The sequence below is a fragment of the Nonomuraea sp. H19 genome (assembly GCF_052068215.1).
Classification (GTDB): Bacteria; Actinomycetota; Actinomycetes; order Streptosporangiales; family Streptosporangiaceae; genus Nonomuraea.
This window is the reverse complement of the sequence record NZ_JBQHCV010000003.1, coordinates 503,123-526,846: the sequence shown is the minus strand read 5'-3', so window position 1 is coordinate 526,846 and position 23,724 is coordinate 503,123. Positions and strand designations below refer to the sequence as shown.

Below are 23,724 nucleotides of genomic sequence, written 5' to 3'. Positions count from 1 at the left end.
GGGTTCATCGCCTTGCCTTGGTTCCCTTCGTGAGGTGATTCGCGCAGCACTCCATCACACCGCTGCGGAATTGGGCGTACGAAAGATTCTGGCCTGCCGGGCGGCCGAGCAACCCGAGCTCGACCGCCTTCTCCAGGATGAGCGGTGCGTCGGACTCCCGATAACTTCTAGCCGAAACCTCCGCCTTCAGCACCTTTTTAGGGTCTTCGATCCGGCCTGTGTCCTTGCCCCGATATTTGGCAGGCACCGACCAGGACGATGAGAACGCGCTCAATGCCTCGCGGCCCGCGCGCGCACCTTGCCCGCCAGCGTCTCTGCCCTGGCGGCTAGGGTGGCGCTGCTTGCCTGGTGAAGCGTGGGCTTGTCGTTGATCTCAACAATTCGGCCACGCATGTCCGGGCACCACGGGTGAGCGCGAGCACGTCGGCGATCTGGTCCCAGGTGAAGCTCTTCTCGCGAAGGCACTTGCTCCACGAACGGGCCCGAAGTAGCAGCTGATAGCCCTCGCCGAACATCACGCACCCCTCTCACCTGGGATTGCGCACGCATTGTACATCTTCGACTACGAGCTGATCGTATGGTTTCGGCCTCAAGGAGAGGTCGAGCGCCGATCCTCCTGGATTCACACAGGTCAACGCCGATAGCGGGTGGAGTGGCTACCAAGCCCGAGATGGAGATCCACACGACAACGCTTCCAAGGCACCGTGCATATGACGGATCGCCACGCCCGATCCGCCGCCGAACCCCCGTTCACACGTCCGCGGAGAAACCCAATGCTCGACAACGCCAAGCTCGTCGACACGCCCACCGTCCCGTTCGTTCCCAAGCAGCGCGAGCAGGAGCCGACCGCACAATCCCCTGCGGTCCGACGCGAACTCGTAGACGCGATGATCGACTTGCACCCCGGCGGCCTGATCTGGCGGCGCACCTTCTCCGGCACACCCGATCAGATCCCCCACGCCCGCCACTTCACCCGCTATCTCCTGGCCGACTCTCCTTGTCAGAACGACGCCGAGCAGATCGTCGCCGAGCTCGCCGCGAACGCCCTCCAGCACACCAGCAGCGGCCGCCCGCATGGCACTCTCGTTGTCGAGATCAGCCGCACGACGACCACGATCACCGTCGCGGTCTACGACTGCGGCGGGGGCGGCGTTCCCCGCTTCAAACTCCCCAGCCGGACCAGCGCCAGGCGCGGCTGCGGGCTCGCCATCGTCGCCGCGATCGCGGACCAGGTCGGGTACGAAGGCGACGACGAGGTCGGCCACAGGATCTGGGCCAGGATTCGGGAAGTCGGCTGACCGTGACCACACGGCCACCGCCAGAGTCCGCGCTGTGTCGTGTCGTGTCGGGCAGAAGACGCGATCCGTAATCCGTTCGCCTCGTGGGCACCGATGACAGGCAGCGACAACACCTCAGCCCGGACATGGAACTCTTACAAGATCGTCACGCCGATACAACTGCACCCCCTAGGAGAAAATGTGGAGTACGTGCCGGAGAAACTGTTGAGTAGAGCCGGGATAGAACGTCGAGTACGTGTCGGAGAATTTGTGGGGTGGCTTGATGCCGCGTACGTCACGCTGGATCGCGGAGAGACCGCGATGCCGCTCAGCGAGATCCCCGCACGTATCTGAGCGAACTGGGAGCGCCTCTAGTGATCGACGAGGTGCAGCGAGTTGGCGAGCCCCTTGTTCTGGCGATCAAAGAGGTGGTGGACAGCGACAGCAGTCCCGGACAGTTCCTCCTGACCGGGTCCAGTAACTTCCTCACCGTCCCGTCCATCGCTAGAGACGCTGGCCGGCCGTGTCGACCTTCTCACGCTGTGGCCGCTCTCGGTGAGGGAGCTCACCGTTGGCAGTTGGATCGCGTGACCGCGTCCAACTGCCAACCGTGGCTGGAAACCACATTCCTGATGCATCGCTTGCCGGCATGGAGCAGGAACCTCTCCGCCAAGGTGGTCAAGAGGCCCAAGCTCTAGATGGTTGACACGGGAGTCGCGGCTGGGCTGTCGAGCAAGGATGCCACTTTCGTGGTCTCCTACTTGCGTGATCGCCTCGATCGGTGTGGTGATTCGTTCGTCGGTGGAATCGTTCTGCATACAGGAGAGCGCCGCCTATCGTTCGGCGACCGGCTATGGGCCCTGCCGGCCTCCGACATCTGGGGATAGGTCTGGGCGAGAATCAACGCTCGCCCAGAAGCCCTCAGCTCACCGTGACCACGGGGCCGGAGTCGTCGTCGAGGTCGACCTCGACGCCCATCTCCTCGGCCAGCCGCAGCGCCTCCTCGATCAGCGTCTCCACGATCTGGGACTCGGGCACGGTCTTGATGACCTCGCCCTTGACGAAGATCTGCCCCTTGCCGTTGCCCGAGGCGACGCCGAGGTCGGCCTCCCGGGCCTCGCCGGGCCCGTTGACGACGCAGCCCATCACGGCCACGCGCAGCGGGACCTTGAGCCCCTCCAGCCCGGCCTGGACCTGCTCGGCCAGCGTGTAGACGTCGACCTGGGCGCGCCCGCACGACGGGCAGGACACGATCTCCAGCCCCCGCTCCCGCAACCCCAGCGACTCCAGGATCTGGGCGCCGACCTTGACCTCCTCCACGGGAGGCGCCGACAGCGAGACCCTGATCGTGTCGCCGATGCCCTCGGCCAGCAGCGCGCCGAATGCCACGGCCGACTTGATCGTCCCCTGGAACGCCGGCCCCGCCTCGGTCACACCCAGGTGCAGGGGGTAGTCGCACTTGGCGGCCAGCAGCCGGTACGCGTTGATCATCACGACGGGGTCGTTGTGCTTGACGGAGATCTTGATGTCGCGGAACCCGTGCTCCTCGAACAGCGAGCACTCCCACAACGCCGACTCCACCAGCGCCTCGGGCGTGGCCTTGCCGTATTTCTGCAGCAGGCGCGGGTCGAGCGACCCGGCGTTGACACCGATCCTGATCGGCACGCCATGCTCGGCGGCCGCCTTGGCGATCTCGCCTACCTTGTCATCGAACTTCTTGATGTTGCCGGGGTTGACGCGGACGGCCGCGCACCCCGCCTCGATGGCCGCGAACACGTATTTCGGCTGGAAGTGGATGTCCGCGATGACCGGGATCTGCGACTTCTTCGCGATGATCGGCAGCGCGTCGGCGTCGTCCTGGGACGGCACCGCGACGCGTACGATCTGGCAACCCGACGCCGTCAGCTCCGCGATCTGCTGCAACGTGGCGTTGATGTCGGCGGTCACCGTGGTCGTCATCGACTGCACCGAGACGGGCGCGTCGCCGCCCACGGGCACGCTGCCGACCATGATCTGGCGAGAGTGCCGGCGTTCGGCGAGCGGCTTGGAGCGTACTGTCGGGATGCCGAGAGCTACAGATGACATTTCAACCCTTACTGTGACGACGGTTTCCAGTCTAGGTAGCTAGCGGGACTGCCCGGTTGTGAGCTCGGCCGCACGGGCGCGGGCCCACGCGTCCGCCGCGAGCACCTCTTCCACGGAGTCGGCGGGGGTGACCTGGTGCTCCTCCACCACCTTGGCGACGGTGTCGACGATCGCCAGGAACGGCAACTCGCCCCGCATGAACGCATCCAGGCAGGCTTCGTTGGCCGCGTTGTAGACGGCCGGCGCGGTGCCGCCCTCGCTGCCGACGTGCCGGGCCAGCGCGACCGCGGGGAACGCCACGTCGTCCAGCGGCTCGAACGTCCACGTGTGCGCCTTGGTCCAGTCGATGGCCTGGGCGGCGCCGGGGATGCGGCGCGGGTGGCCGAGCGCCAGCGCGATCGGCAGCCGCATGTCGGGCGGGCTGGCCTGGGCGATGGTGGAGCCGTCGACGTATTCGACCATGGAGTGGATGATCGACTGCGGGTGCACCACCACCTCGATCCGGTCGAAGTCCAGGTCGAACAGCAGGTGCGCCTCGATCACCTCCAGCCCCTTGTTGACCAGCGTCGCCGAGTTGATCGTGATCACCGGGCCCATGGACCAGGTGGGGTGGGCCAGCGCCATCTCGGGCGTGACCTCGGCCATCTCCTCGCGCTTCATCCCCCTGAACGGCCCTCCGCTGGCGGTCACCACGAGCCGCCGGACGCCGGCGGGGTCGTAACCGTCCGGTCCCGAGGCCCACAGGCACTGCTGCAGCGCCGAGTGCTCGGAGTCGACCGGCAGCAGTTGCCCGGGCTTGGCCAGCCGCTTCACCAGCGGGCCCCCGATGATCAGAGACTCCTTGTTGGCCAGCGCGAGCGTCCTGCCCGCCTCCAGCGCGACCAGCGTGGAGGTCAGCCCGAGCGCGCCGGTGATGCCGTTGAGCACCGTGTCGCACGGCCACGCCGCCACTTCCGCGACCCCTTCGGGGCCGCCGAGCACGACCGGCCGGGCGCCGTGCGCGGCCAGCGCCTCCCGCAACGCCGGTACGGCGGCCGCGTCGGCCACCGCCACCGCCTCGGCCCCGGACTCGGCCGCCTGCCTGGCCAGCAAGTCGACCCTGCCGCCCCCGGCCGCCAGCGCCGCGACCTTGAAGCCGCCCGGGTTGGCGGCGATGACATCGAGGGCCTGGGTGCCGATCGATCCGGTGGAGCCGAGCACGACGACGGAGCGGAGGGTCTCTACATGCACTCGTCCATTGTCCCCGTTGCGGGGAGCGCCTGGGCACGTGGTGGCGGGTGTACCAAAATTCTCTCACTTATGTGGCGCGAGATAAGAGAGCCCATTTACGTCGGAATATCGCCATATCGGCGTGCGCAAATCTCGAGAATTCTGCATATTGCTGCGGCTACCTTCCACCCCCCAGGGTCCGGTTTCGGGAGGTACATAATGCACCGCACCGCCGCCCCGCTCCCGGCGGGCCGCGCATTCGACTATCCGGCGGCGGTGCCGTACGACGGCTGGGTAATTCACCGAAAGTAGCCGCAAGGACACAGCTCGTGGTGCACACTCGGGGGGCATGAGCTTGAGCACCCCCCTGCTTGCGGCCGCTCCGCTTCTGGCGGGGCTGCTGGGCCCCGCCCTCATCGGTGCGGCCCCTGGCCCGCTGCAGGCCGACCGGCCCACCGCCGCACCCGTCCACGCGACCGAGCACACCGAGATCGTCGAGCACGTGGCCGCCCGCACCGCCGCCGAGCAGCGGCGCGTGCTCGACTACTGGACGCGGGAGCGGATGGCGAGGGCCCTGCCGATCGGCCTGCTCGACCTCGTGACGACCGGCGACGGCCTGCTGAGCGGCCTGACCGGGCGCGTGGGCCTGCGTGCCACGCCTGACCTGGCGGGCGCATCGAAGCTCCCCGAGCCGCGCCGGCAGGCGGCGGCCCGGCCGGCGACGAACACGGTCGGCTCGCGCTGGGCCGGCGGCGGCGCCGTGGCCAGGACCACCGGGCGGGTGTTCCTGACGGTGGGCGGCGCCGACTTCGTCTGCTCGGCGAGCACGATCAGGAGCGCCAACCGGGATGTCGTGGTCACCGCGGGACACTGCGTCAAGGACGGCGCGGGCGAGTGGGCCGCGAACTGGACGTTCGTCCCGGGCTACGGCACGGGCGGCGCGGAGCCGTACGGCCGGTACGCCGCCCGCCGCATGTTCGTCGCCGAACCGTGGTCACGCGAGAGCAACGACGACTACGACGTGGCCATGGTGGCGCTGGCCACCTCCCGCGGCAGGCACGTCGCCGACGTCGTGGGCGCGCAGGAGATCGCCTTCAACACCCCGCGCGGCGGCCAGGCGTTCGGCTTCGGCTACCCCGCCGACCCGCCGTACGACGGCGGTGACCTGGTCTACTGCGCGGGACGGCTGACCGCCGACCCGTACGGCCAGACTCGCGACCAGGGCCTGAGCTGCGACATGACGGCGGGTTCCAGCGGCGGCCCCTGGATGACGACGTTCGACGCGGCCACGGGCAAGGGCACGATCACGTCACTGAGCAGCTTCAAATACAGCGACGACCCGCGCACCATGTACGGCCCGTACTTCGGCGACGCCGTCAAGACCCTCTTCAGTACGGCAGAACGCGCCTGATGTGGACGGCGGCTAAGTGGCCGGATCGGTTCGTAAACGGGCGGGGGCGGGCTGCCTCAGCCGGGCCAGCCGTACGGCCAGCAGGCCGAGCGGCGGCAGCGGGAGGATCATGAAGACGGCCCCCGCCAGGCGCTGGTCGGCGAGGACGTCGGCCACGCCGGCCGCCGGAGCCGCCAGAGAGAACCAGCCGGCCGCGACAGGCGGCCCGAGCAGCAGGACGGCGCCCAGTCCGAGCTGGACCACGGTGACCACGGCGAGCAGCCAGGCGCGGGCCGCCGGCGCGAACGGGCGGGGCAGCGGGTCCGCGCCCGTCACCACGCTGAAGACCAGCAGGCCGAGGCCGAGGAAGACGAGCTCGGTGACCAGGTGGGCGGCCCAGCTGGACAGGGACCAGGACAGCCAGGGCGCCCCGTACAGCAGGAGGCCCGGCAGCGTGCAGGCGGCCAGCAGGAAGGTGGGATGGGCGAGGACGCGCCAGGCGGGGCTCCACGAGCCCAGGTCGCCGTACTGGGAGGCGGCGGTGGTGGCTTTGCGGGCAAGGGTGAAGGGGGCGCCCAGGCACAGCAGGATGGGGGCGACGACGGAGAGCACGACGTGCTGGAGGGCCTGGACGGACGGCATCGCGCGGGCGTAGCCGCCGACGCCGCCGAGCAGGACCAGCGCCGTCAGTGCCAGGCCTGCGTACCAGGCGAGCGTGCGGCCCGCCGGCCAGTGGGCGAGCCTGCGCACGCCGGCCAGATAGCCGATCGCGGGCAGCGCCAGGAGCAGCAGGATCGTCGGATCCAGACGGAACTCGGCGATCAGGGCGACGAGGCTGAACGGGGCGAGTTCGTAGCCCAGCGCCGTTTCCCCGTGGCCGCCGCCGACGGGCGGCGGCGTGTGCGACAGACCGACGGCCAGGCCCATCGCCGCCACCATCACGATCACCTCGCCCGCCGCCAGCCGGATGAAGGTGTGGCGCACGCTCCGCTCGGCGACTCCCGAGACCGTACGGCGGCGGTGGTTCCGGCCGAACCAGGCGAGCACTCCCAGCACGGCGGTCTTGGCCAGCAGGAGCAGGCCGTAGGAGGTCTGCCAGAGTTCCGCGGGCGTGTTGAGCCGTACCCAGGCGCCGGCCAGGCCGGAGAAGGCCACCGCCGCGAAGCAGCACAGGGCGATCGTGCTGAACCTGGGCAGCACCACCGCCAGGTGATCGGAACGGCGGAAATGGACGAGTACGGCGAGCAGGCCGCCGACCCAGGCGGATACCGCCAGCAGGTGGGAGATCAGGGCCGAGACCGCGATGTCGTGATCGCCGCCCGAAGCCGCGTGGCCCACGTAGGCGGGCGGCAGGAGCGCGAAGGCGGCCGTGGCCAGCCGCATCCAGCCGGGCACGCCGGGCAGCAGCGTGAGCAGCACCAGCGCGGTGGCGAGGGCCAGCACCGACAGCAGGGCCTGAGTCTGCGGGATGGCCGCGCCGAAGCTCAGCATGTCGGGAAAGGCGAGCAGGTCCACCAGCGGCATCGGGATGATGCTCGACACGGTCAGCAGGTAGCTCAGTGCGGCACTGGCCGCCAGGCCGAGCGCCCACCAGCCCGCCGCGCGCGTGCAGGCGGCCGCCTCGGGGGACCGGGGCGGTGCGAGGACCACGGCGGCCAGCAGCGTTCCCAGGCAGGCGACCGCGCACAGGTCAAGACAGAATCGGACAAGCGGCAGCCCCCAGTCGGTGATCGGTCCCGCGCTGGGCAGCCCGGCTATCTCCGTTTCGATGATGCCGCCGCCGAAGCGGAGGGCTGCCACCAGCACCGCCACACCCACGGCGACGGCGGCGACCGCGAAGGCCGGCGCCCTCATGTCGAGGCCACGGCGAGCACGCCACGGTCGAAGGGCGCTGCCGGCGCCGTCCCGCATCGCATGTACGGGGATACGCCGGTCGCGCCGGTCCGGTTCACTCCTGCGCGGAGCCGGCATGACACAGAGCTTCGGCACAGCCGCCCGGCTCGGAGTGAACGCGGGCTAGCGGGTGAAACGGCCGCGGGCGGCGAGTTCCACGGTCACGAGGATCGCCACGGCCTCGGCGGCCAGCAGGCCCACCAGCACCACGAGCTGCACGACCCCCGCCTCGATCGGGCTCGCCCCGCCGAGCAGCATGCCCACGAACGCCCCCGGCAGAGTGACCAGCCCCACGGTCCTGGTCTGGTCCAGCGCGGGCACCAGCGCCTGAGCGGCAGCGGGACGGCAGATCTCCAGCGCGGCATCCCGCGGGCCGAACCCCAGGGCCAGGGCCGCCTCCACTTCCCCCTTGCGCTGGGTCAGCTCGTCCAGCGCCCGCCTGCCCGCCAGCGTCGTGGCCGTCAGGCAGCCGCCCAGCAGGATCCCGGCGATCGGGATGATGACGACACCGTCCGTGGAGACCACTCCGCTCGTCACGAGGAGGGCCAGCGCCGGCGCGGTGCCCGCCGCGATCGGCACCCCGGCCCACCACATGTTCCGGCCGACGGCGATGCGCCGCCCCGCGGTGAAGGCGGCGACGCCGTACATCAGCAGGATGAATCCCGCGCTCGCCGCCGGATAGGCCACGACCCAGGCGATCACCACGGACACGGCACCGAGCTGCAGGGCCGCCCTGAGACAGGCGGTCAGCACGGCCTTGTCATGGCCTAACCGTCCGGCCCAGGCCACCACGGAGCCGAGCGCGACCAGCAGGAGCAGAACGACCGGCAGCCATGGCGTGAGGGAGATCAACGAAGACGCGCGCATGGAAGTAGTCTCCTCCGGCGCTGCCACCTCGCCGGCTCAGCGGCGCTATGGGCGGGGTCCCCACGGTGGCCTACGCGCTGCAATGGCCCCATTACAAGTTGGCAAGCCTTTCCCATACCCAGCGTCACGACTCCATCACTCACGGCATTATCGCAAGGCCTATGACATGGAAGGGGAACGGGTGAAGCGGCTAGTGGGGGTTGTCGCCGGTATCGCGGTGCTCGTCGCCGGGGTCGCGAGTGCGGACGGTGTGGCGGTGGCGGGTGGCGCCACGGGAATGCCGGCCACGAGGGAACCCGTGGTCTGGGGGGCCTGCCCCCGGGTGGAGGGGAAGGCCGTGTCCGCGAACCTCGAGTGCGCCACCGTACGCGTGCCGCTCGACTACCGCGAACCCTTGGGTCATTCGATCAAGGTGGCCATCAACCGGATCAGGGCCAAGGTGCCCAGGGACGCCAACCACCTCGGCACGCTCCTGGTCAATCCGGGCGGCCCCGGAGCGTCCGGACGGAACCTGACGGAGTACGTGGCCGCGCAGCTGCCCGCCAAGGTGAGTGAGCGCTACGACATCGTGGGGTTCGATCCGCGCGGCGTCGGCGGCAGCGAGCCGTCGATGCACTGCGTCGACCCCGGCGTCTACTACAAGCCGCCGCGCCCGGACGCCGTGCCGCGCGGGGCGGGCGAGGAGAGGGTGCTGCTCGGCAGGGCCGCCGAGTACGCCGCCAACTGCGGCAACTACTGGGCGTGGCTGCTGCCGCACCTCACCACCGAGAACTCCGCCAGGGACATGGAAACGATCCGCGCGGCACTCGGCGAGGAGCAGATCAGCTACCTGGGCTACTCGTACGGCACCTACCTGGGAGCCGTCTACGCCACGCTCTTCCCGCAGCGGGTCAAGCGGCTCGTCATGGACAGCTCAGTGGACCCGACCGGCGTCTGGTACGAGTCCAACCTCAAGCAGGACGGCTCCTTCGAGCGCCGGCACCGCCTCTTTCTCGCCTGGACGGCCCGGCACAACTCCGTCTACAAGCTGGGCGCCACCCCCAAGCAGACGTCGTTCGCCTACTACGCGATGCGCCACCGGCTGCGGTCCCGGCCGGCCGGCGGCGTCGTGGGCCCGAGCGAGCTCGATGACATCTTCACCGTCGCCGGCTACAGCGACCGGGTCTGGCCCGCGTTCGCCCAGGCGTGGTCCTCGTACGTGCGGGCGGGCCAGGCCGACCGGCTGATCGACATGTACCACAAGCACGCCGAGCAGGACGCCCATGACGAGAACAACTACGCCGTCTACCTGGGCGTCCAGTGCCGCGACGCGAAGTGGCCGCGCCAGTGGGACAGGTGGCGGGCCGACATGACCACGATGCATCGTCAAGCACCGTTCATGACCTGGTCGAACGCCTGGTACAACGCCCCGTGCGCGTTCTGGCGGGTCCAGGGAGGCACGCCGGTCCAGGTGCACGGGTCGCCGAAGCTGCCGCCGATCCTCATGCTCCAGTCCCGCGGCGACGCCGCGACGCCGTACGAGGGGGCTTTGGAGATGCGCAGGCACTTCCCGGCCGCTCGCATGGTGGTGGACGAGGGCGGCAACCACGGCGTGTCGCTGGTGGGCAACCGGTGCGTGGACCGGCGGCTGGCGGCGTACCTGATGGACGGGTCTCTGCCGGCGCGTGACGTGGCCTGCGCGGCGCTGCCCCAGCCCCGTCCGGCGGCGCACATGGCGGCGCGAGAGGGCCACCATCTTCTCGGGATTCTGGGGGTGCTGGGGCTCATCGGGAGGAGATGACGTCAAGAAAGGGTTACCGTCGGCTTCGCGGGATGAGCCAATCGGTAGCCCTTCGCGTAGTCTGACCATGTGATGCTGCGTACATCGGCGTCGCGCGTGCTTGACGACAGCGACCGGGACGAGGTTCTCGCCCTGCTGGACACCGATCCGGTCGCGAATGTCTTCGTTTCCTCCAGAGTGCGGGCCGTCGGACTCAACCCGGCGCGACTCGGCGGGCAGATGTGGGGATTCGGGCCGCGCGGTGATCTCGTGTCACTCTGTTACGCCGGGGCCAACATGGTGCCGGTCAGCGCTGGTCCGGAGGCGGTCTACGCGTTCGCTGACCGTGCCCGCAAGCAGGGGCGGCGCTGCTCGTCCATCGTGGGCCCGGCCGACGCGGTCTCCCTGCTGTGGGAGCGGCTGGAGCCGCATTGGGGCCGGGCGCGGGCGATCCGCTGGGCGCAGCCGGTCATGGCCACCTCGCGCAAGCCGCAGGTGGCCGCCGATCCGCTGGTGCGCCGGGTGCGCCCGGAGGAGTTCGACATCCTGCTGCCGGCGTGCGTGGCCATGTTCACCGAGGAAGTCGGCGTCTCGCCCAACCTCGGCGACGGCGGCGCGCTCTACCGCACCAGGGTCGCCGAGCTGATCAGGATCGGCCGGTCCTACGCGCGCATCGACGACGGGCGGGTCGTGTTCAAGGCGGAGATCGGGGCCGTCACGCCGCAGGCCTGCCAGATCCAGGGCGTGTGGGTCGATCCCGAGGCGCGCGGCAGGGGGCACGCCGCGGCGGGCATGGCCGCCGTCGTGGAGGCGGCGATGGAGTGCTTCGCCCCGATGGTCACGTTGTACGTCAACGACTACAACCGCCCGGCGCGCGCCGTCTACCGCAAGGTGGGCTTCGTCGAGGTCGACACCTTCATGTCCGTGCTGTTCTGACGGCCGGGCTAGACGCGCACGAGCTTGTCGAACAACCTGGCCAGTTCCGTGGCCGGATCGGCGGTCAGGCCCGCGTGCACCGGACCGGCCTGCACGATCGTGCTGCGCGGCGCCGTCAGCCAGCGGAACCTGCCGCCGAGCGGCTCCGACTCCAGAGGTCCCGGCTTGTCGCCGCAGGCCAGCTCGTACGCGCTGAGCGCCCGGCGGACCGCGTCGACGTCGGCACCGGGGTCGAGCGCGCGCAGCCGGGCCGGATCGAGCTCCACCCGCGCGCACAGGTAGCCGCGCGGCTGGCAGTAGAGGAGCACGCCCGCGTTGATCTGCTCGCCCCGCTCCACCCTGGGCACCACGCGGATGATCGCGTACTCGTACACGTCCCTGGTCACCGGCCGCCTCCCCGCCAGAACTCGCCGACGGACCCCGGCCCGGACCGCTCGGCCCGCTGCTCGCCGCGCACCAGCCACTCGCGCGGCCCGTGCGCCCGCCGCATCAGATGGTCGACGTACGCCTCCCGCACGGCCCGCACCGAGTCGAACCCCGCCTCCCCGTCCAGCCACTCGTCGGGCACCAGCGCCGTCACGGTCTCCAGCAGCTCGCGGGTGATCCTCCCGGCCAGCTCGGCTCCGGCGGCCGCCACGTCGCCCGCGTATGGTGCGAGCACGTGGTCGCCGGCGTCGAACGGGCGCTGGGGGTCGGCGGTGCGCCAGTTGTGGTGGAACCACAGCGCCGCGCCGTGGTCGATCAGCCAGGTGTCGCGGTGCCAGATCAGCAGGTTGGGGTTGCGCCAGCTCCGGTCGATGTTGTGGATGAGACCGTCGAACCACACCACTCTGGCCGCGAACACCGGATCGGCCACCCAGGCCAGCGGCTCGAACCCCAGCGCTCCGGGCAGGAAGTCCACCGCCAGGTTGAGGCCCGTGCTGGCCTTGAGCAGGTCCTGGACCTCCTCGTCCGGTTCGCGGTTGCCGAGCTGCGGGTCCACGTCGATGAGCTTGAGCTCGGGCGTCTTGAGCCCGAGGCGGCGGCCCAGCTCGCCGGCGATGATCTCGGCGACGAGCACGCGGCGGCCCTGGCCCGCCTCCCGGAACTTCACCACGTACGTGCCCAGATCGTCGGCCTCGACGACGCCGGGCAGCGACCCGCCCTCTCGCAGGGGGGTCACATAGCGGGTGGCTGCGATCTTATCCAGCACGACACGAGGCTATCGCCCGATCACACCGCCCTCTTCCAACGGGCCACCGGACGGGGCTCTTACCGGGTCCGGCCAAGGGTTCACAGCTTCGCGATGACCTCCTCCGCGAAGCGCTCCATGGTGGCGATCTTGAGCTCCAGCGTGCCCTCGCCGTACCGGGTCTTCTCCTCGGGGGTGGCCAGCCACCACGGGGCGGCGAGCGTACCGGTGACGCCCTTGGTGGCGAAGCGGCGGTAGGCGTCGGCGTCCGGGAGCACGGCCAGCGGGGCGATGATGTCGATCTCTCTGCCGTCCAGCTCCCGGCGCAGCGTGTCCAGGACCGGGTCGAGCTGCTCCTCGGTGTAGATGCGGTTGCCGATCCAGCCGTCGCCCAGCCGGGCCGCCCGCCGCAGTGCCGCCTCGCTGTCGCCGCCCACGTACACCGGGATGCGCCCGGACGGGGTCGGCGAGATCGACAGGGGTGGGAGGCCGTCCAGGGCGACCGTCTCGCCCGCCCAGAGTGAGCGCAGCGTCGGCAGCATCGCGTCCAGCCGCCGCCCGCGCGTGTGGAAGTCCTGTCCCGTGCCGGTGAACTCCTCCTTGCACCACCCCACGCCCACCCCGAACGTCACCCGCTCCCGCGACAGCACCGCCGCCGTGGACACCTGCTTGGCCACGGTGAACAGGTCGCGGGCGGGCGCGATGTAGACGTTCGGGGAGAAGCGCAGCGTCGTGGTGACCGCCGCCATGGCCGCGATCGTCACCCACACGTCGGGCCAGTGCGTACGCGCGTCCCAGCGCGGCCGCCCCGACTTCGAGTAGGGGTACGGCGTGGCGAAGTCGGCGTAGAAGAGATGGTCGGACAGCGTCAGCGTCTCGAACCCGCACCGCTCGGCCGCCCGCGCCAGCTCCAGGAACTGATCGGTGTCGACGAACGAGGCCGCCAGCCAGATCTTCACCGGAACTCCGGGGCGACCTTGGTGGCGAACAGCTCCAGGTTGCGCTTGACCGTGTCGAGCGGCAGCACACCCTGCTGTCCCTGCATGTAGAGCCCGAACCACTCCAGGTCCGGCATCCGGTCGAGCATCCGCTGGATGCCGCGCTTGACGTCGTCGGGCGTGCCGAACAGCGCCATCTCCACGTCGTTCATCCGCTTGGCGTCGCCCTTCTCGGGGGAGATGGGCTTGTGCTTCTCGTCCTCCTTCTTCCGCAGCACCTCCAGATACCCGAACGGGCCGAAGAAGGCGGCGAAGTCCTTGGGGATGCTGCGGCCGAAGGTGTTGATCGCCTGCTCGGTGGTGTCCCCGATCCCGACGATCTTGAGGATGCCGGTGTGCTCGCCCAGCTTGTAGTGCCGGCCCTGCTTGGCGGACTCCTCCTGGTACAGCTTGGCCTTGGCGGCGTGGTCATCCGGATTGGGGGTGAACATCCACGGCAGGATGTCCTCCTGCGCGGCCCTGATGACGGACCGGTCGGAGATCGTGAACGGCTGCCACAGCTCCGGATGCGGGTTCTGGTAGGGCCGTGGGCAGACCGACACGGACACCACCTTGCCGTCCTCGTCCAGTTCCGCGGGCGCGCCGAAGGTCCGCGTCCAGTCCTGGGCGGGCCAGCCCTCGATCCCGTCGTACGGATAGGGCACGGAGTAGTCCAGCACGTCGGACTTGTAGCGCAGGGTCTCCTGGGTCCACGCCAGCTTCATGATCTTCAGTACTTCGCCGAAGACGTCGAAGTTGCGCGTGTCGGACGCCGAGCCGTCCGAGCGGGCGGCGGCCGCGTGCCAGCGCTGGCCCAGGACGTTCATCCAGCGGTTCTGGTAGCCGCGCGCCACGCCCAGCCGCAGCCGTCCCTTGCAGAACTGGTCGAGCAGCGCCACGTCTTCGGCGGCCCTGATCGGGTCCCAGGCGGGCAGCACCAGGCCGAGCGGGGCGAGCAGGATCCGCTCGGTACGGGCGGCGAGGTCGGTGAGGACCATCAGCGGATTGACCGAGAACTCCATGCCCTCCGAATGGAAGTGGTGCTCGGTCATCATCAGCGCGTCGAACCCGAGCTGGTCGGCGTGAACGGCTATCTCCCGCACCTCGTGCAGCAGATTCTGGTACGACTCCGTGTCGCGCCCGATGGGGCGTTTGGCCTTGGCGTTCTCCTCTGCCGCGTATCCAGAGCCTGGAATCTGTGGATTCAGGAAGATAGAAAACTTCACCGGGACCTCTTTCCGCGGACGGTTCCTCTGCAAGGTACTCTGGAAATCTTAGCCGAGCAATCGCTTGGTTGACGATGAGGAGGGCGCATGAGGCTGGGCGTCACGATGTTCGCCACGGATCTGTCCATGCCCGTCCACGAGCTGGCGGTCGCGGCCGAGGAGCGCGGCTTCGACGCGCTCTACGTGCCGGAACACACCCACATCCCGATCTCGCGCCGTACGCCGCCCGCGGCCGGGCAGGAGGAACTGCCCGAGGAGTACAAGCGCACCCTCGACCCCCTCGTCGCCCTCTCCTTCGCCGCCGCCGCGACCCGGCGGCTGCGCGTCGGCACCGGCGTCCTGCTCGCCGCCCAGCGCGACCCCATCGTGACGGCCAAGGCCATCGCCACGCTCGACCACCTCTCGGGCGGGCGCGTCGTGGTCGGCGTCGGCTTCGGCTGGAACGTCGAGGAGATCGAGAACCACGGCGTCCCGTACGCCCGCCGCCGCGACATCGCCCGGCGCAACGTGCTGGCCATGCAGGCGCTCTGGCGGGACGAGGTCGCCGCCTTCGACGGGTTCGAGCCGTCCTGGTCGTGGCCGAAGCCGCGGCACGCGCTGCCCGTGTACATGGGCGGGGCCGCGGGGCCCAAGCTGTTCGCCCACGTCGCCGAATACGCCGACGGCTGGATGCCGATCGGCGGCGCCGGCATCAAGGCGGCGCTCCCGGCGTTGCGCGAGGCGTGCGAGAAGGCGGGGCGGCCGATGGCCCGCGTCATCCCGTTCGGCACCCGGCCGACCAGGGAGAAGCTCGACTACTTCGGCGGCCTCGGCATCGAGGAGGCGGTGGCCACCCTGCCCAGCGGCCCGGCCGACGTCGTGCTGCCGATCCTCGATGATTACGCCGCGCTGATCTAAGGAACGGCATAATGCCGGGATATGTCCGAGCTACGTGTCGATGACCCGCGCCAGTTGGGGGCCTACCGGGTGACGCGCAGGCTCGGCGCGGGCGGCCAGGGCGTCGTCTACCTCGGCCACTCCCCGCAGGGGGCGCAGGTCGCGATCAAGCTCCTGCACGCCACCCTGTCCAGCGACCCCGCCGTGCGGCGCAGGTTCCTAGGAGAGGTCGAGGCGGTACGCAGGGTCGCGGCGTTCTGCACGGCCCAGTTGCTCGACGCCGACCTCGAAGGCGACCGGCCCTACCTGGTGAGCGAGTACGTCGAGGGCCCGTCGCTGCGTGAGCACGTCATCGCCAAGGGGCCGCGGCTGGGCGGTTCGCTCGAGCGCCTGGCCATCGGCACCGCCACCGCGCTGGGCGCCATCCACCGGGCCGGGGTCGTGCACCGGGACTTCAAGCCGGGCAACGTGCTGCTCGGGCTCGACGGGCCACGAGTGATCGACTTCGGGGTGTCCCGGCTGGTGAACACCGCCACCGTCACCACCGGCCAGATGCCCGTCGGGACCCCGGCCTACCTGTCACCCGAGCGCATCAAGGGCGAAACCGCCGGGCCGCCCGCCGACCTGTGGGCGTGGGGGCTGACGGTCGCGTACACCGCCACGGGGCGGCACTCGTACACGGCGGACACCTATCAGGAGGTCCTGGCCAGGATCCTGTACGCGAAGCCCGACCTGGGCGGGCTGAGCGGGCGGCTGCGGGAGATCGTGGAGGCGTGCCTGGCGCCGGAGCCGGGGGAGCGGCCGGATGCCGAGGAGGTGCTGCGCCGGCTGCTGGGGCAGGACGCGGTGGGCGACGACGTGCTGTCGTCCGGCGCGATGGCCGCCATCGGACGGCCCGCTGCCAAGGGTTCCGCGCTGGTCATCACGGACCCCGATCCGACGACGAGCTTTCCCACCGTCACCCGGACCGCGCCCGCCGAGCGGCGGCGGGTGCGGGCGTGGCAGGTCGTGGTGGCGGTGCTCGGGCTGGTCATGGGGGTGGCCGGCTTCGTGTTCTGGCTGCGCGGGGCGCAGAGTCCTGGGCTGGAGGGGACGTGGACGGGGTCGGCCGAGCACCTCAGCGCCAACCGGGTGTTCCCGGTCGAGCTTCGCCTGGGATCCGAGGGCGGGGGGATGCGCTGGGGAGCGGATCTGCACTGTTCCGGGCGGCTCGGGCGGGCCGATGGCGAGATGATCTTCAGGCTCGATCAGGTCGAGGGGGATGAGTGCTATCCGGGGACGCTCCGGATGTTCCCGACTTCCTTTACGCACCAGATGGTCATCAAGGTAACGCGCGACGGTAAGGAAGAAGTGACGTATTCCGGCACGGTAACCCGTACTTCTTGACCGGCTGTGTCACGGTCAGGCGGCGATTGCCCTGAACCGTTGACTGATGGCGACCCGTTGCTTTCAGTAGAGAACAAGAATGGGGTGGCGGCGAGGGGAGGCGCCACGTGCCAACGGCGCAGCCGCTCAGAACGGGGGACCCGCAGCGACTCGGCGAGTACCACCTTTCCGGGCGCCTGGGTGAGGGCGGTCAAGGCACGGTGTTCCTCGGTTCGAGGGGCGGGGAGACCTATGCGGTCAAGCTGCTGCATGGGCCGGTGGGGGACGAGCGGGCCGCGTTCCTGCGGGAAGTCGAGCTGGCCAAGCATGTCGCGAGGTTCTGCACGGCTCAGGTGATCGACGCCGGGTTCGACGACGGGCGGCCGTACATCGTGAGCGAGTACGTCGACGGCCCTTCGCTGCAGAGAGAGGTCGCGCTCACCGGGCCGCGGCGCGGCGGCGCGCTGGAGCGGCTGGCGGTCAGCACCGCGACGGCGATCGTGGCGATCCACCGCGCGGGCATCGTGCACCGGGACTTCAAGCCGCAGAACGTGCTACTGGGGCCGGACGGGCCACGCGTGATCGACTTCGGCCTGGCCAGGGCGCTGGACGCGGCGGCCACGGTCAGCGGGCGCGGGGTGGGCACGCCCGCGTACATGGCGCCCGAGCAGATCACGGCGTCAGCCGTCACGGGGAAGGCCGACGTGTTCTCGTGGGGCGCGACGATGTGCTTCGCGGCGAACGCGTCGGCGCCGTTCGGGCAGGACTCGGTGGCGCCGGTGCTGCACCGCATCCTGACCGCGCCGCCGGAGCTCGGCCGCCTGGAGGGGCGGCTGCGGACGCTGGTCGAGGCCTGCCTGGACAAGGACGCGCGGAACCGGCCGAGCAGCAGGGAGCTGCTGTTCGCGCTGCTGGGAGAGTCCGACGAGGTGCCGGCCGAGGTGCTCGGCACGCCCCCGCCGCACATCCTGCGGGTCCCGCCGGCGCTGACGCCCGAGCCCCGGCTCCCCGTCGCCGAGCCCGAGCCCTCACTCCCCGTCGCCGCACCCGAGGCCACGGGAGCGCCCGGCGGGTACGTGCTGCCGGTGGGACGACCCACCGAGGCGTCCGGGCCTGCGGGACGTGCCCCGGCGTCCGGGCCTGCGGGACGTGCCCTGGCGTCCGGCCCTGGAGACGGCGGGCAGACGTCCGATCCGGGACGTGCCGGCTGGCCCCGGGCGGCCATCGCGGTCTGCGCGGCCCTGCTCGTGACCGCCGCCGTGCTGGTCACCGTGCTCGTGCCCGCGCTCAACAGGACCGGCCAGGCGTCCCAGGCGGCCGGGCCGCCCGCGCCCGAGCAGTCGGAGCCGGTGGCGTCCAAGCCCTTTGTGAAGAAGCCGTCCTCGACCAAGCCGAAGGAAACGCAGGAAACGCGCGAACCTGCCGCCGACCCTCCGGTGGTGCGGCCGGTGACGGTCCCGATCCCGCAGGTGGCCGGCCTGGATCGGGCTGCGGCGATCAAGGCACTCAAGCGGGCCGGGTTGCTGCCCGGAGCTGTCGCTCAGCTCGACTCGCCGCAGAAGATCGGGCAGGTGCTGAGCAGCAAACCCGCCTTCGGGGCCGTCGTGTCCAAGGGCACGACGGTCGCGCTGCAGGTCTCCGCCGGGCTGGCCGTCCCGTCGGTCGCCGGACTCCAGCGCAAGGCCGCCGAGGCCGCACTGGCCAGTGCGGGACTCGCCGTCGGCACGGTCACCCGGTCCTGCTCCGACCAGCCGGACGGGCAGGTGCTCAGCACGCAGCCGCAGGCGGGCCGGCGGGTCGCGGGCGGCACCCCGGTGGCGCTGACGGTGGCCCGTACGGGCGCCACCGTGCCGTCCGTCGTCGGCCAGACCCGGGCGGAGGGTCGGGCGGCGCTGACCGCCGCCGGGTTCTCGGTACGGTCCCGCGGTCAGGTCGTGGAGGACGAGTCGCGAGTGGGCACGATCCTCAGCCAGAGCCTCCAGCCGGGCACCTGCGCGCAGCCGGGCGCCGCGGTCATGATCGTCGTCGGACTGGAGGGTCGGCCGAGCCCCGACCCCGGCGAGCCCGCGGAAACGCCGACGGGCCCGATCTCGGGGGAGTAGCCGCTCCGCGCGCTGCGAGCTTCGGCGTGCGGGGCCGTGGATATTCTAACTTTTCGTCATAAATCAGAGGAGTCGGAATGTCCTACCCTGAGCCCCGCTATCTGGGCGAGACCGGCGAGAACAGCGGCGTCCTGCGCACCGCCGACATGCCGCCCGACCTGTCGATAGCCAGCGGAACACAGGTGCACTACCTCGGCACGGGTGGCTCGACGAACGGCGCGTTCGGCCTGTACCGGTGGGAAATGGGCCCGCGCCCCTCGGGCCCCGGCGCGCACTTCCACCGGACCATGACCGAGTCGTTCTACGTGCTGTCCGGCACCATCCGGCTCTACAACGGCGAGAAGTGGGCCGAGGGCAAGCCGGGCGACTTCCTGTTCGTGCCGGAGGGCGGCGTGCACGCCTTCCGCAACGAGTCCGGCGAGCCTGCCTCGATGCTCATCCTGTTCACCCCGGGCGCGCCCCGGGAGGGCTACTTCGAGGAGCTCGCCGACATCGCCAACTCCGGCCGGCAGCTCACCCCCGAGGAGTGGACCGAGGTGTACCTGCGCCACGACCAGTACATGGTCTGATGCTCGGCCGGCGACGCCGGAAACCCTGGGAACGCTGAGGAGCCCGCGCCCGTGCGCTAGACGCCCAGCTTGACGGGCTCGGGACGCCGCGGAGCGGGATCCTCCTCCTCGTGGCCCTCCACCGACAGGTTCGGCAGCAGCCGGTCCAGCCAGCGCGGGCACCACCAGTTCAGCCGCCCGAGCAGCACCATCGTGGCGGGCACGAGGAAGCCGCGGATGATCGTGGCGTCCACCGCGATCGCCACCGCCAGCCCCACCCCGAACGTCTTCACCATCGGGTCCGGGTAGGCGATGAACGCCACGAAGACGGCCACCATGATGAGCGCGGCGGACGTGATGACCCGGCCCGTCGAGCCGAGCCCCTCCGCCACCGCCCGCGCGTTGTCCCCATGCCGCGCGTACGCCTGCCGCACCGCCGTCAGCAGGAACACCTCGTAGTCCATCGACAGCCCGAACAGCACCGCGAAGAGCATCAGCGGCACGTAGCTCTCGATCGGCACCGAGAAGAAGATCGCCTCCAGGGTGGAGGAGTTCGCCGGCGCGTCCATGCCCACCAGCCCGCTGCCCAGCCCGATCGAGAACACCAGCGCGAGCGCCCCGAAAGCGGCCCCCAGCGAGACCAGATTCATCACCGCGGCCTTGATCGCGACGACCGGCGCGCGGAAGGCGAACAGCAGGAGCAGGGCACTGAGCAGCACCACCACGCCGATGACGAGCGGGGTGCGCTCGGCCATGCGGTCCCCGGCGTCGGCCATCCCCGCGACCTTGCCGCCGACGTGCACGTCGACGCCCGGCACCGAGATCGCCCTGATGTCCCTGACCACGTCGGCGGCCCGCAGGTCGCTGGGGGCGTAGTCGGTGACGGTCTGCAGCAGCACCGCGCGGCCGGAGTCGTTCACCTTGGGGGCGCCGACGTGCGCGACGCCGTCCACCGCGGCCACCTCGCGGCTGAGCTCGGCCACGATCGGGTCCGTCGCGCCGGTGACCTTCGCGGGCAGCTCGGCGACCACGATCAGCGGGCCGTTGGCTCCGGGGCCGAAGCCGGTGTCCATCAGCTCGTACGCACGCCGGGATTCCGAGCCCTGGGCGCCGTACCCCTCGTCGAGCGGCCCCAGCTTCAGCGCGAGCGCGGGCGCGGCCAGCGCGCCCAGCACGACCACGCTGCCGAGCAGCACCCGCCACGGGCGGCGCGCCACCCACGCCCCGAGTCCCGCCCAGCCGGAGCCGGACGAGCCCGCGCCGCGCAGGAGCGGGACCTTGAGGGCGTTGACGCGGTGCCCGAGCAGCCCGAGCATGGCGGGGACGAGCGTGATCGAGGTCAGCACGGCGGCGACGACCGAGATGCCGGTGACCCAGCCGAGCGTGGCCAGCAGCGGGAAACCGGCCAGCAGGAGCGCGCTCAACGCGATGATCACCGTGCCGCCGGCGAAGACGACGGCGCCGCCCGAGCTCGCCACGGTACGCCGTACGGACTCCACGACCGGCACCCCGTCGGCCAGCAGTTTGCGATGGCGGGACAGCAGGAACAGCGCGTAGTCGATGCCCACACCGAGCCCGATCATGGTGGCCATGATCCCGGCCTGCTTGGGCATGTCCACCACCCATCCGAGCAGGCCGATCACGCCCAGCCCCGTCGCGACGCTGATGAGCGCGGCCAGGATCGGGATCAGGGCGGCCACCAGCGTCCCGAACGCGAACACCAGCACCAGCAGCGCGCACGCCACCCCGATGATCTCGCTGGGGCCGGTCTTGATCTCCTTGTCGGCGGGGGTGGAGCTGTCGGCGGGCACCACTTCCACCCCGGCGGCCCGCGCCGGGTCCGCGGCCTTCGACAGCGCCTGGGTGGTCTCGGCCAGTTCGGTGGTGTCGTGGCCCTGCAGGCGGACGGTGATGAGGCCGATCCGCAGGTTGGCGGAGATGCCGCCCTCCCGGTACGGCGGGTCCACCTGTACGACGTGCGGCATCGTACGCAGCCGGGCGACGGCCTCCTCCACGGCCTTCTTGCGCTTGTCCTCCATGAGCGGGGCGTCGGCGGAGTAGAGGACGAGTTGCAGGCTGCCGCCCTGGTCGTATCCGGCCCCGAAGCCCTGCTTCATGAGGTCGTGCGCGCGCTGGGTGTCGGTCCCGGGGATGCTGGCGTCGTTGCTGGTGGGGCTGGCGAACACGAGGCTGGAGCCCATCAGGCCGGCGGCCGCGACCACCCATACCAGCAGCACGATCTTCCCGTGGCGGGCGCACCAGCCGCCCAGCCGTCCCAGTAACCGCGTCATCGCTCAGCCCCCGAATTTGACGACCGTCCTGTACGGACGTACAGGACATACGATAAAACGGAAATATCCGGAAGGCTGCCTCCTCAAAGAAAATGAGACGATGACCACAGCCGACGACACCCGCACCCGGATCCTGGCCGCCGCCAGAGAGCTGTTCGCCGAACGCGGCTACAGGGCCACGTCACTGGCCGACATCGCCGCCGCAGTCGGCCTGACCAAGACCGCGGTCGCCTACCACTTCCATCCGAAGGACCGCCTGGCCGCCGAACTGCTGTCGCCGGCGGCCGGCGACATGCTCGCGCTCCTCGACGCCGACTACGCTGAACGCGGAGACTTCGTGGCGGCGCTGGTCGAGTTCGCGGTGCGCTACCGGTCCGTGATCCGGCTGTTCATGGAGGACCTGGCCGCCGACGACGCCGCGCCGGGCTCCGAGCGCGCGACCGTCAGGACGTTCAGGGACGAGATCTACGCCAAACTCGTGGGCGACGACCCCGATCCCGAGATCCGGCTCAGAAGCTGGGCCCTGCTCGGGGCGTTGCAGTGGGGCGCGGTCAAGACCATGGACCTGCCGGAGGAGCAGGTCAGAGCCGTCCTGCTGAAAGCCGCGCCGGCCCTTTAAAGGCCGAGCATCTCCCGCTCGACGTGATCGAGTGCGAGGCGTACCGCGCCCAGCGCCACCCCCTCGTCCCCGAACGTGGAGGCGGCCACCTCGGGCACGCGCACGCACAGCTCGCCCAGATGGCGGCGGAGCGGTTCGAGCAGCACGTCGCCGGCCCGCGCGTGGCCGCCGCCGAGCACCACCAGGTCGGGGTCGATGGCGAGGACGAGCGCCGCGGCGCCGATCGCGAGGTTCTCGGCGTAGCGGTCGACCCGGCGCGCCGCGTCCCGGTCCCCGCTCAGCGCCGCCTCGAAGACCTGCGCCGCCGAGGCGTCCTTGACGAGCTCGCGGGCGGCGTCCTCCCAGCCGACCTGGCGCAGCGTGCCGATCTCACCCGCGGCCCCGTTGCGCCCGGGATGCAGCCGCCCGCCGATCAGCACGCCCGCGCCCGCGCGGTGGCCGATCAGGATGTGCACGACGTCGGAGGCATGCTGCGCGCTGCCGCGCCAGTGCTCGGCCAGCGCCGCCAGGTTGGCGTCGTTGGCGGCCAGCGCGGTGCCGCCGAACCAGCGCCCGGCGAGCCCCGCCAGGTCCACCCCCGTCCAGCCGGGCAGCGTGATCGACAGCGACACCCGTCCGGTGCGGTCCACGATGCCCGAGGTCCCCGCCGCCACGCCCCACACCCGCTTGCGCGCCACGCCCGCGCCGTCCACGCACCTCAGCGAGGTGCGGCGGGCCGCCTCCAGCCGCTCGTGCGCCGCCGCGTCGCCGGGCACGACGGCCCGCTCCCACGCGATCACGTCACCGTTGAGGTCGGCCAGCGCGGCCACGATGCCCTCGCCGCCCACCTCCACGCCCACCACGTAGCCGGCGTCCGCCCGGAACGCGAACCGCCGTGCGGGCCGCCCCATCACGCCCTCGTCGGGTGGCGTCTCACTGACGTAGCCGCGCTCGCCCAGCTCGTCGAGCACCGCCTCCACCGTCTGCCTGGACAGCCCGGTGATGCGGCCGAGCTGCGTCAGCGTGGCCACGCCCTCGCGACGCAGGGCCCTGAGCGTGACCTGCGTGTTCACCTTGCGCAGCAGTGAGGCGTCGCCGGGGCGGAGTTCGGTCAACTTATGAGACCCTTTCTCAAAAGTTCCCTGTTGACGACT

General features: G+C 70.8%; 21 protein-coding genes. 10 read left to right on the top strand and 11 right to left on the bottom strand.

The features are described 5' to 3' along the window. Positions 1 to 4 precede the first annotated feature (4 nt). Positions 5 to 247: a hypothetical protein gene (locus ACTMTI_RS09140; RefSeq protein ID WP_441119486.1), complete on the bottom strand. Its 243-nt coding sequence runs from the start codon at positions 245 to 247 to the stop codon at positions 5 to 7. A 526-nt stretch (positions 248 to 773) separates the two neighbouring features. On the opposite strand from ACTMTI_RS09140, the gene ACTMTI_RS09135 reads away from it, so the two are divergent. Beyond that, entirely contained in the window at positions 774 to 1,298 is a 525-nt protein-coding gene (locus ACTMTI_RS09135; RefSeq protein WP_441119485.1) for an ATP-binding protein, read from the top strand. 329 nt (positions 1,299 to 1,627) lie between these two features. Beyond that, positions 1,628 to 1,975, top strand: coding sequence for a hypothetical protein (locus tag ACTMTI_RS09130; protein WP_441119555.1), 348 nt, complete (start codon positions 1,628 to 1,630; stop codon positions 1,973 to 1,975). Positions 1,976 to 2,198: 223 nt separating this feature from the next. Here ACTMTI_RS09130 and ispG read toward each other — a convergent pair whose 3' ends face one another. Both ispG and dxr read right to left on the bottom strand, forming a co-directional pair. Further along, positions 2,199 to 3,362 carry a flavodoxin-dependent (E)-4-hydroxy-3-methylbut-2-enyl-diphosphate synthase gene (ispG, locus tag ACTMTI_RS09125; protein WP_441119483.1) on the bottom strand — a complete coding sequence of 388 codons (1,164 nt, stop codon included), beginning with the start codon at positions 3,360 to 3,362 and terminating at the stop codon, positions 2,199 to 2,201. A gap of 39 nt (positions 3,363 to 3,401) precedes the next feature. After that, entirely contained in the window at positions 3,402 to 4,592 is a 1,191-nt protein-coding gene (gene dxr, locus ACTMTI_RS09120) for a 1-deoxy-D-xylulose-5-phosphate reductoisomerase (RefSeq protein WP_441119482.1), read from the bottom strand. A gap of 328 nt (positions 4,593 to 4,920) precedes the next feature. Between dxr and ACTMTI_RS09115 the strand changes: the two genes are divergently transcribed. Next, positions 4,921 to 5,982, top strand: a complete 1,062-nt coding sequence (locus ACTMTI_RS09115) for a trypsin-like serine peptidase (protein ID WP_441119481.1) — start codon at positions 4,921 to 4,923, stop codon at positions 5,980 to 5,982. 12 nt (positions 5,983 to 5,994) lie between these two features. Here ACTMTI_RS09115 and ACTMTI_RS09110 read toward each other — a convergent pair whose 3' ends face one another. Beyond that, the gene (locus tag ACTMTI_RS09110; RefSeq protein ID WP_441119479.1) at positions 5,995 to 7,815 is read right to left on the bottom strand and encodes a cytochrome c oxidase assembly protein; all 1,821 of its coding nucleotides are present in this window, start codon (positions 7,813 to 7,815) and stop codon (positions 5,995 to 5,997) included. Positions 7,816 to 7,977: 162 nt separating this feature from the next. Further along, the gene (locus ACTMTI_RS09105) at positions 7,978 to 8,721 is read right to left on the bottom strand and encodes an ABC transporter permease (protein ID WP_441119478.1); all 744 of its coding nucleotides are present in this window, start codon (positions 8,719 to 8,721) and stop codon (positions 7,978 to 7,980) included. A 181-nt stretch (positions 8,722 to 8,902) separates the two neighbouring features. On the opposite strand from ACTMTI_RS09105, the gene ACTMTI_RS09100 reads away from it, so the two are divergent. Further along, positions 8,903 to 10,501, top strand: coding sequence for an alpha/beta hydrolase (locus tag ACTMTI_RS09100; RefSeq protein ID WP_441119476.1), 1,599 nt, complete (start codon positions 8,903 to 8,905; stop codon positions 10,499 to 10,501). Positions 10,502 to 10,573: 72 nt separating this feature from the next. Further along, positions 10,574 to 11,416, top strand: a complete 843-nt coding sequence (locus ACTMTI_RS09095; RefSeq protein WP_441119553.1) for a GNAT family N-acetyltransferase — start codon at positions 10,574 to 10,576, stop codon at positions 11,414 to 11,416. Between the two features lie 8 nt (positions 11,417 to 11,424). On the opposite strand, the gene ACTMTI_RS09090 is transcribed toward ACTMTI_RS09095, so the two are convergent. The 4 genes from ACTMTI_RS09090 to ACTMTI_RS09075 all read right to left on the bottom strand — a co-directional run bounded on the left by ACTMTI_RS09090 (position 11,425) and on the right by ACTMTI_RS09075 (position 14,790). Beyond that, positions 11,425 to 11,802 (bottom strand): DUF3037 domain-containing protein, encoded by a 378-nt coding sequence (locus tag ACTMTI_RS09090; RefSeq protein WP_441119474.1) that lies wholly within the window; start codon positions 11,800 to 11,802, stop codon positions 11,425 to 11,427. After that, the gene (locus ACTMTI_RS09085; protein WP_441119473.1) at positions 11,799 to 12,608 is read right to left on the bottom strand and encodes a HipA family kinase; all 810 of its coding nucleotides are present in this window, start codon (positions 12,606 to 12,608) and stop codon (positions 11,799 to 11,801) included. The genes ACTMTI_RS09090 and ACTMTI_RS09085 overlap by 4 nt, the downstream gene beginning before the upstream one ends. 80 nt (positions 12,609 to 12,688) lie before the next feature. After that, on the bottom strand, positions 12,689 to 13,546 hold the full coding sequence (locus ACTMTI_RS09080) for a TIGR03619 family F420-dependent LLM class oxidoreductase (RefSeq protein ID WP_441119472.1): 858 nt from the start codon (positions 13,544 to 13,546) through the stop codon (positions 12,689 to 12,691). After that, positions 13,543 to 14,790, bottom strand: coding sequence for an LLM class flavin-dependent oxidoreductase (locus ACTMTI_RS09075; RefSeq protein WP_441119470.1), 1,248 nt, complete (start codon positions 14,788 to 14,790; stop codon positions 13,543 to 13,545). Before ACTMTI_RS09075 ends, ACTMTI_RS09080 begins: the two co-directional genes overlap by 4 nt. 87 nt (positions 14,791 to 14,877) lie before the next feature. Here ACTMTI_RS09075 and ACTMTI_RS09070 point away from each other — a divergent pair, with 87 nt between their 5' ends. From ACTMTI_RS09070 to ACTMTI_RS09055, 4 genes are all read left to right on the top strand, one after another. Beyond that, positions 14,878 to 15,687: a TIGR03619 family F420-dependent LLM class oxidoreductase gene (locus ACTMTI_RS09070; protein WP_441119468.1), complete on the top strand. Its 810-nt coding sequence runs from the start codon at positions 14,878 to 14,880 to the stop codon at positions 15,685 to 15,687. 21 nt (positions 15,688 to 15,708) lie between these two features. Beyond that, positions 15,709 to 17,052 carry a serine/threonine-protein kinase gene (locus ACTMTI_RS09065; protein WP_441119467.1) on the top strand — a complete coding sequence of 448 codons (1,344 nt, stop codon included), beginning with the start codon at positions 15,709 to 15,711 and terminating at the stop codon, positions 17,050 to 17,052. Between the two features lie 107 nt (positions 17,053 to 17,159). Further along, positions 17,160 to 19,133 carry a protein kinase domain-containing protein gene (locus ACTMTI_RS09060; protein ID WP_441119465.1) on the top strand — a complete coding sequence of 658 codons (1,974 nt, stop codon included), beginning with the start codon at positions 17,160 to 17,162 and terminating at the stop codon, positions 19,131 to 19,133. 77 nt (positions 19,134 to 19,210) lie between these two features. Beyond that, complete coding sequence (locus ACTMTI_RS09055) at positions 19,211 to 19,702, top strand: cupin domain-containing protein (RefSeq protein WP_441119464.1); 492 nt, start codon at positions 19,211 to 19,213, stop codon at positions 19,700 to 19,702. Positions 19,703 to 19,758: 56 nt separating this feature from the next. On the opposite strand, the gene ACTMTI_RS09050 is transcribed toward ACTMTI_RS09055, so the two are convergent. Next, positions 19,759 to 21,972, bottom strand: a complete 2,214-nt coding sequence (locus ACTMTI_RS09050) for an MMPL family transporter (RefSeq protein WP_441119462.1) — start codon at positions 21,970 to 21,972, stop codon at positions 19,759 to 19,761. A 100-nt stretch (positions 21,973 to 22,072) separates the two neighbouring features. Between ACTMTI_RS09050 and ACTMTI_RS09045 the strand changes: the two genes are divergently transcribed. Beyond that, the gene (locus ACTMTI_RS09045) at positions 22,073 to 22,591 is read left to right on the top strand and encodes a TetR/AcrR family transcriptional regulator (protein ID WP_441119461.1); all 519 of its coding nucleotides are present in this window, start codon (positions 22,073 to 22,075) and stop codon (positions 22,589 to 22,591) included. On the opposite strand, the gene ACTMTI_RS09040 is transcribed toward ACTMTI_RS09045, so the two are convergent. Continuing rightward, a complete protein-coding gene (locus ACTMTI_RS09040; RefSeq protein ID WP_441119460.1) occupies positions 22,588 to 23,685 on the bottom strand; it encodes an ROK family transcriptional regulator in 1,098 nt (365 codons plus the stop codon). The two genes, ACTMTI_RS09045 and ACTMTI_RS09040, sit on opposite strands and share 4 nt — an antisense overlap. Between the last annotated feature and the right edge of the window lie 39 nt (positions 23,686 to 23,724).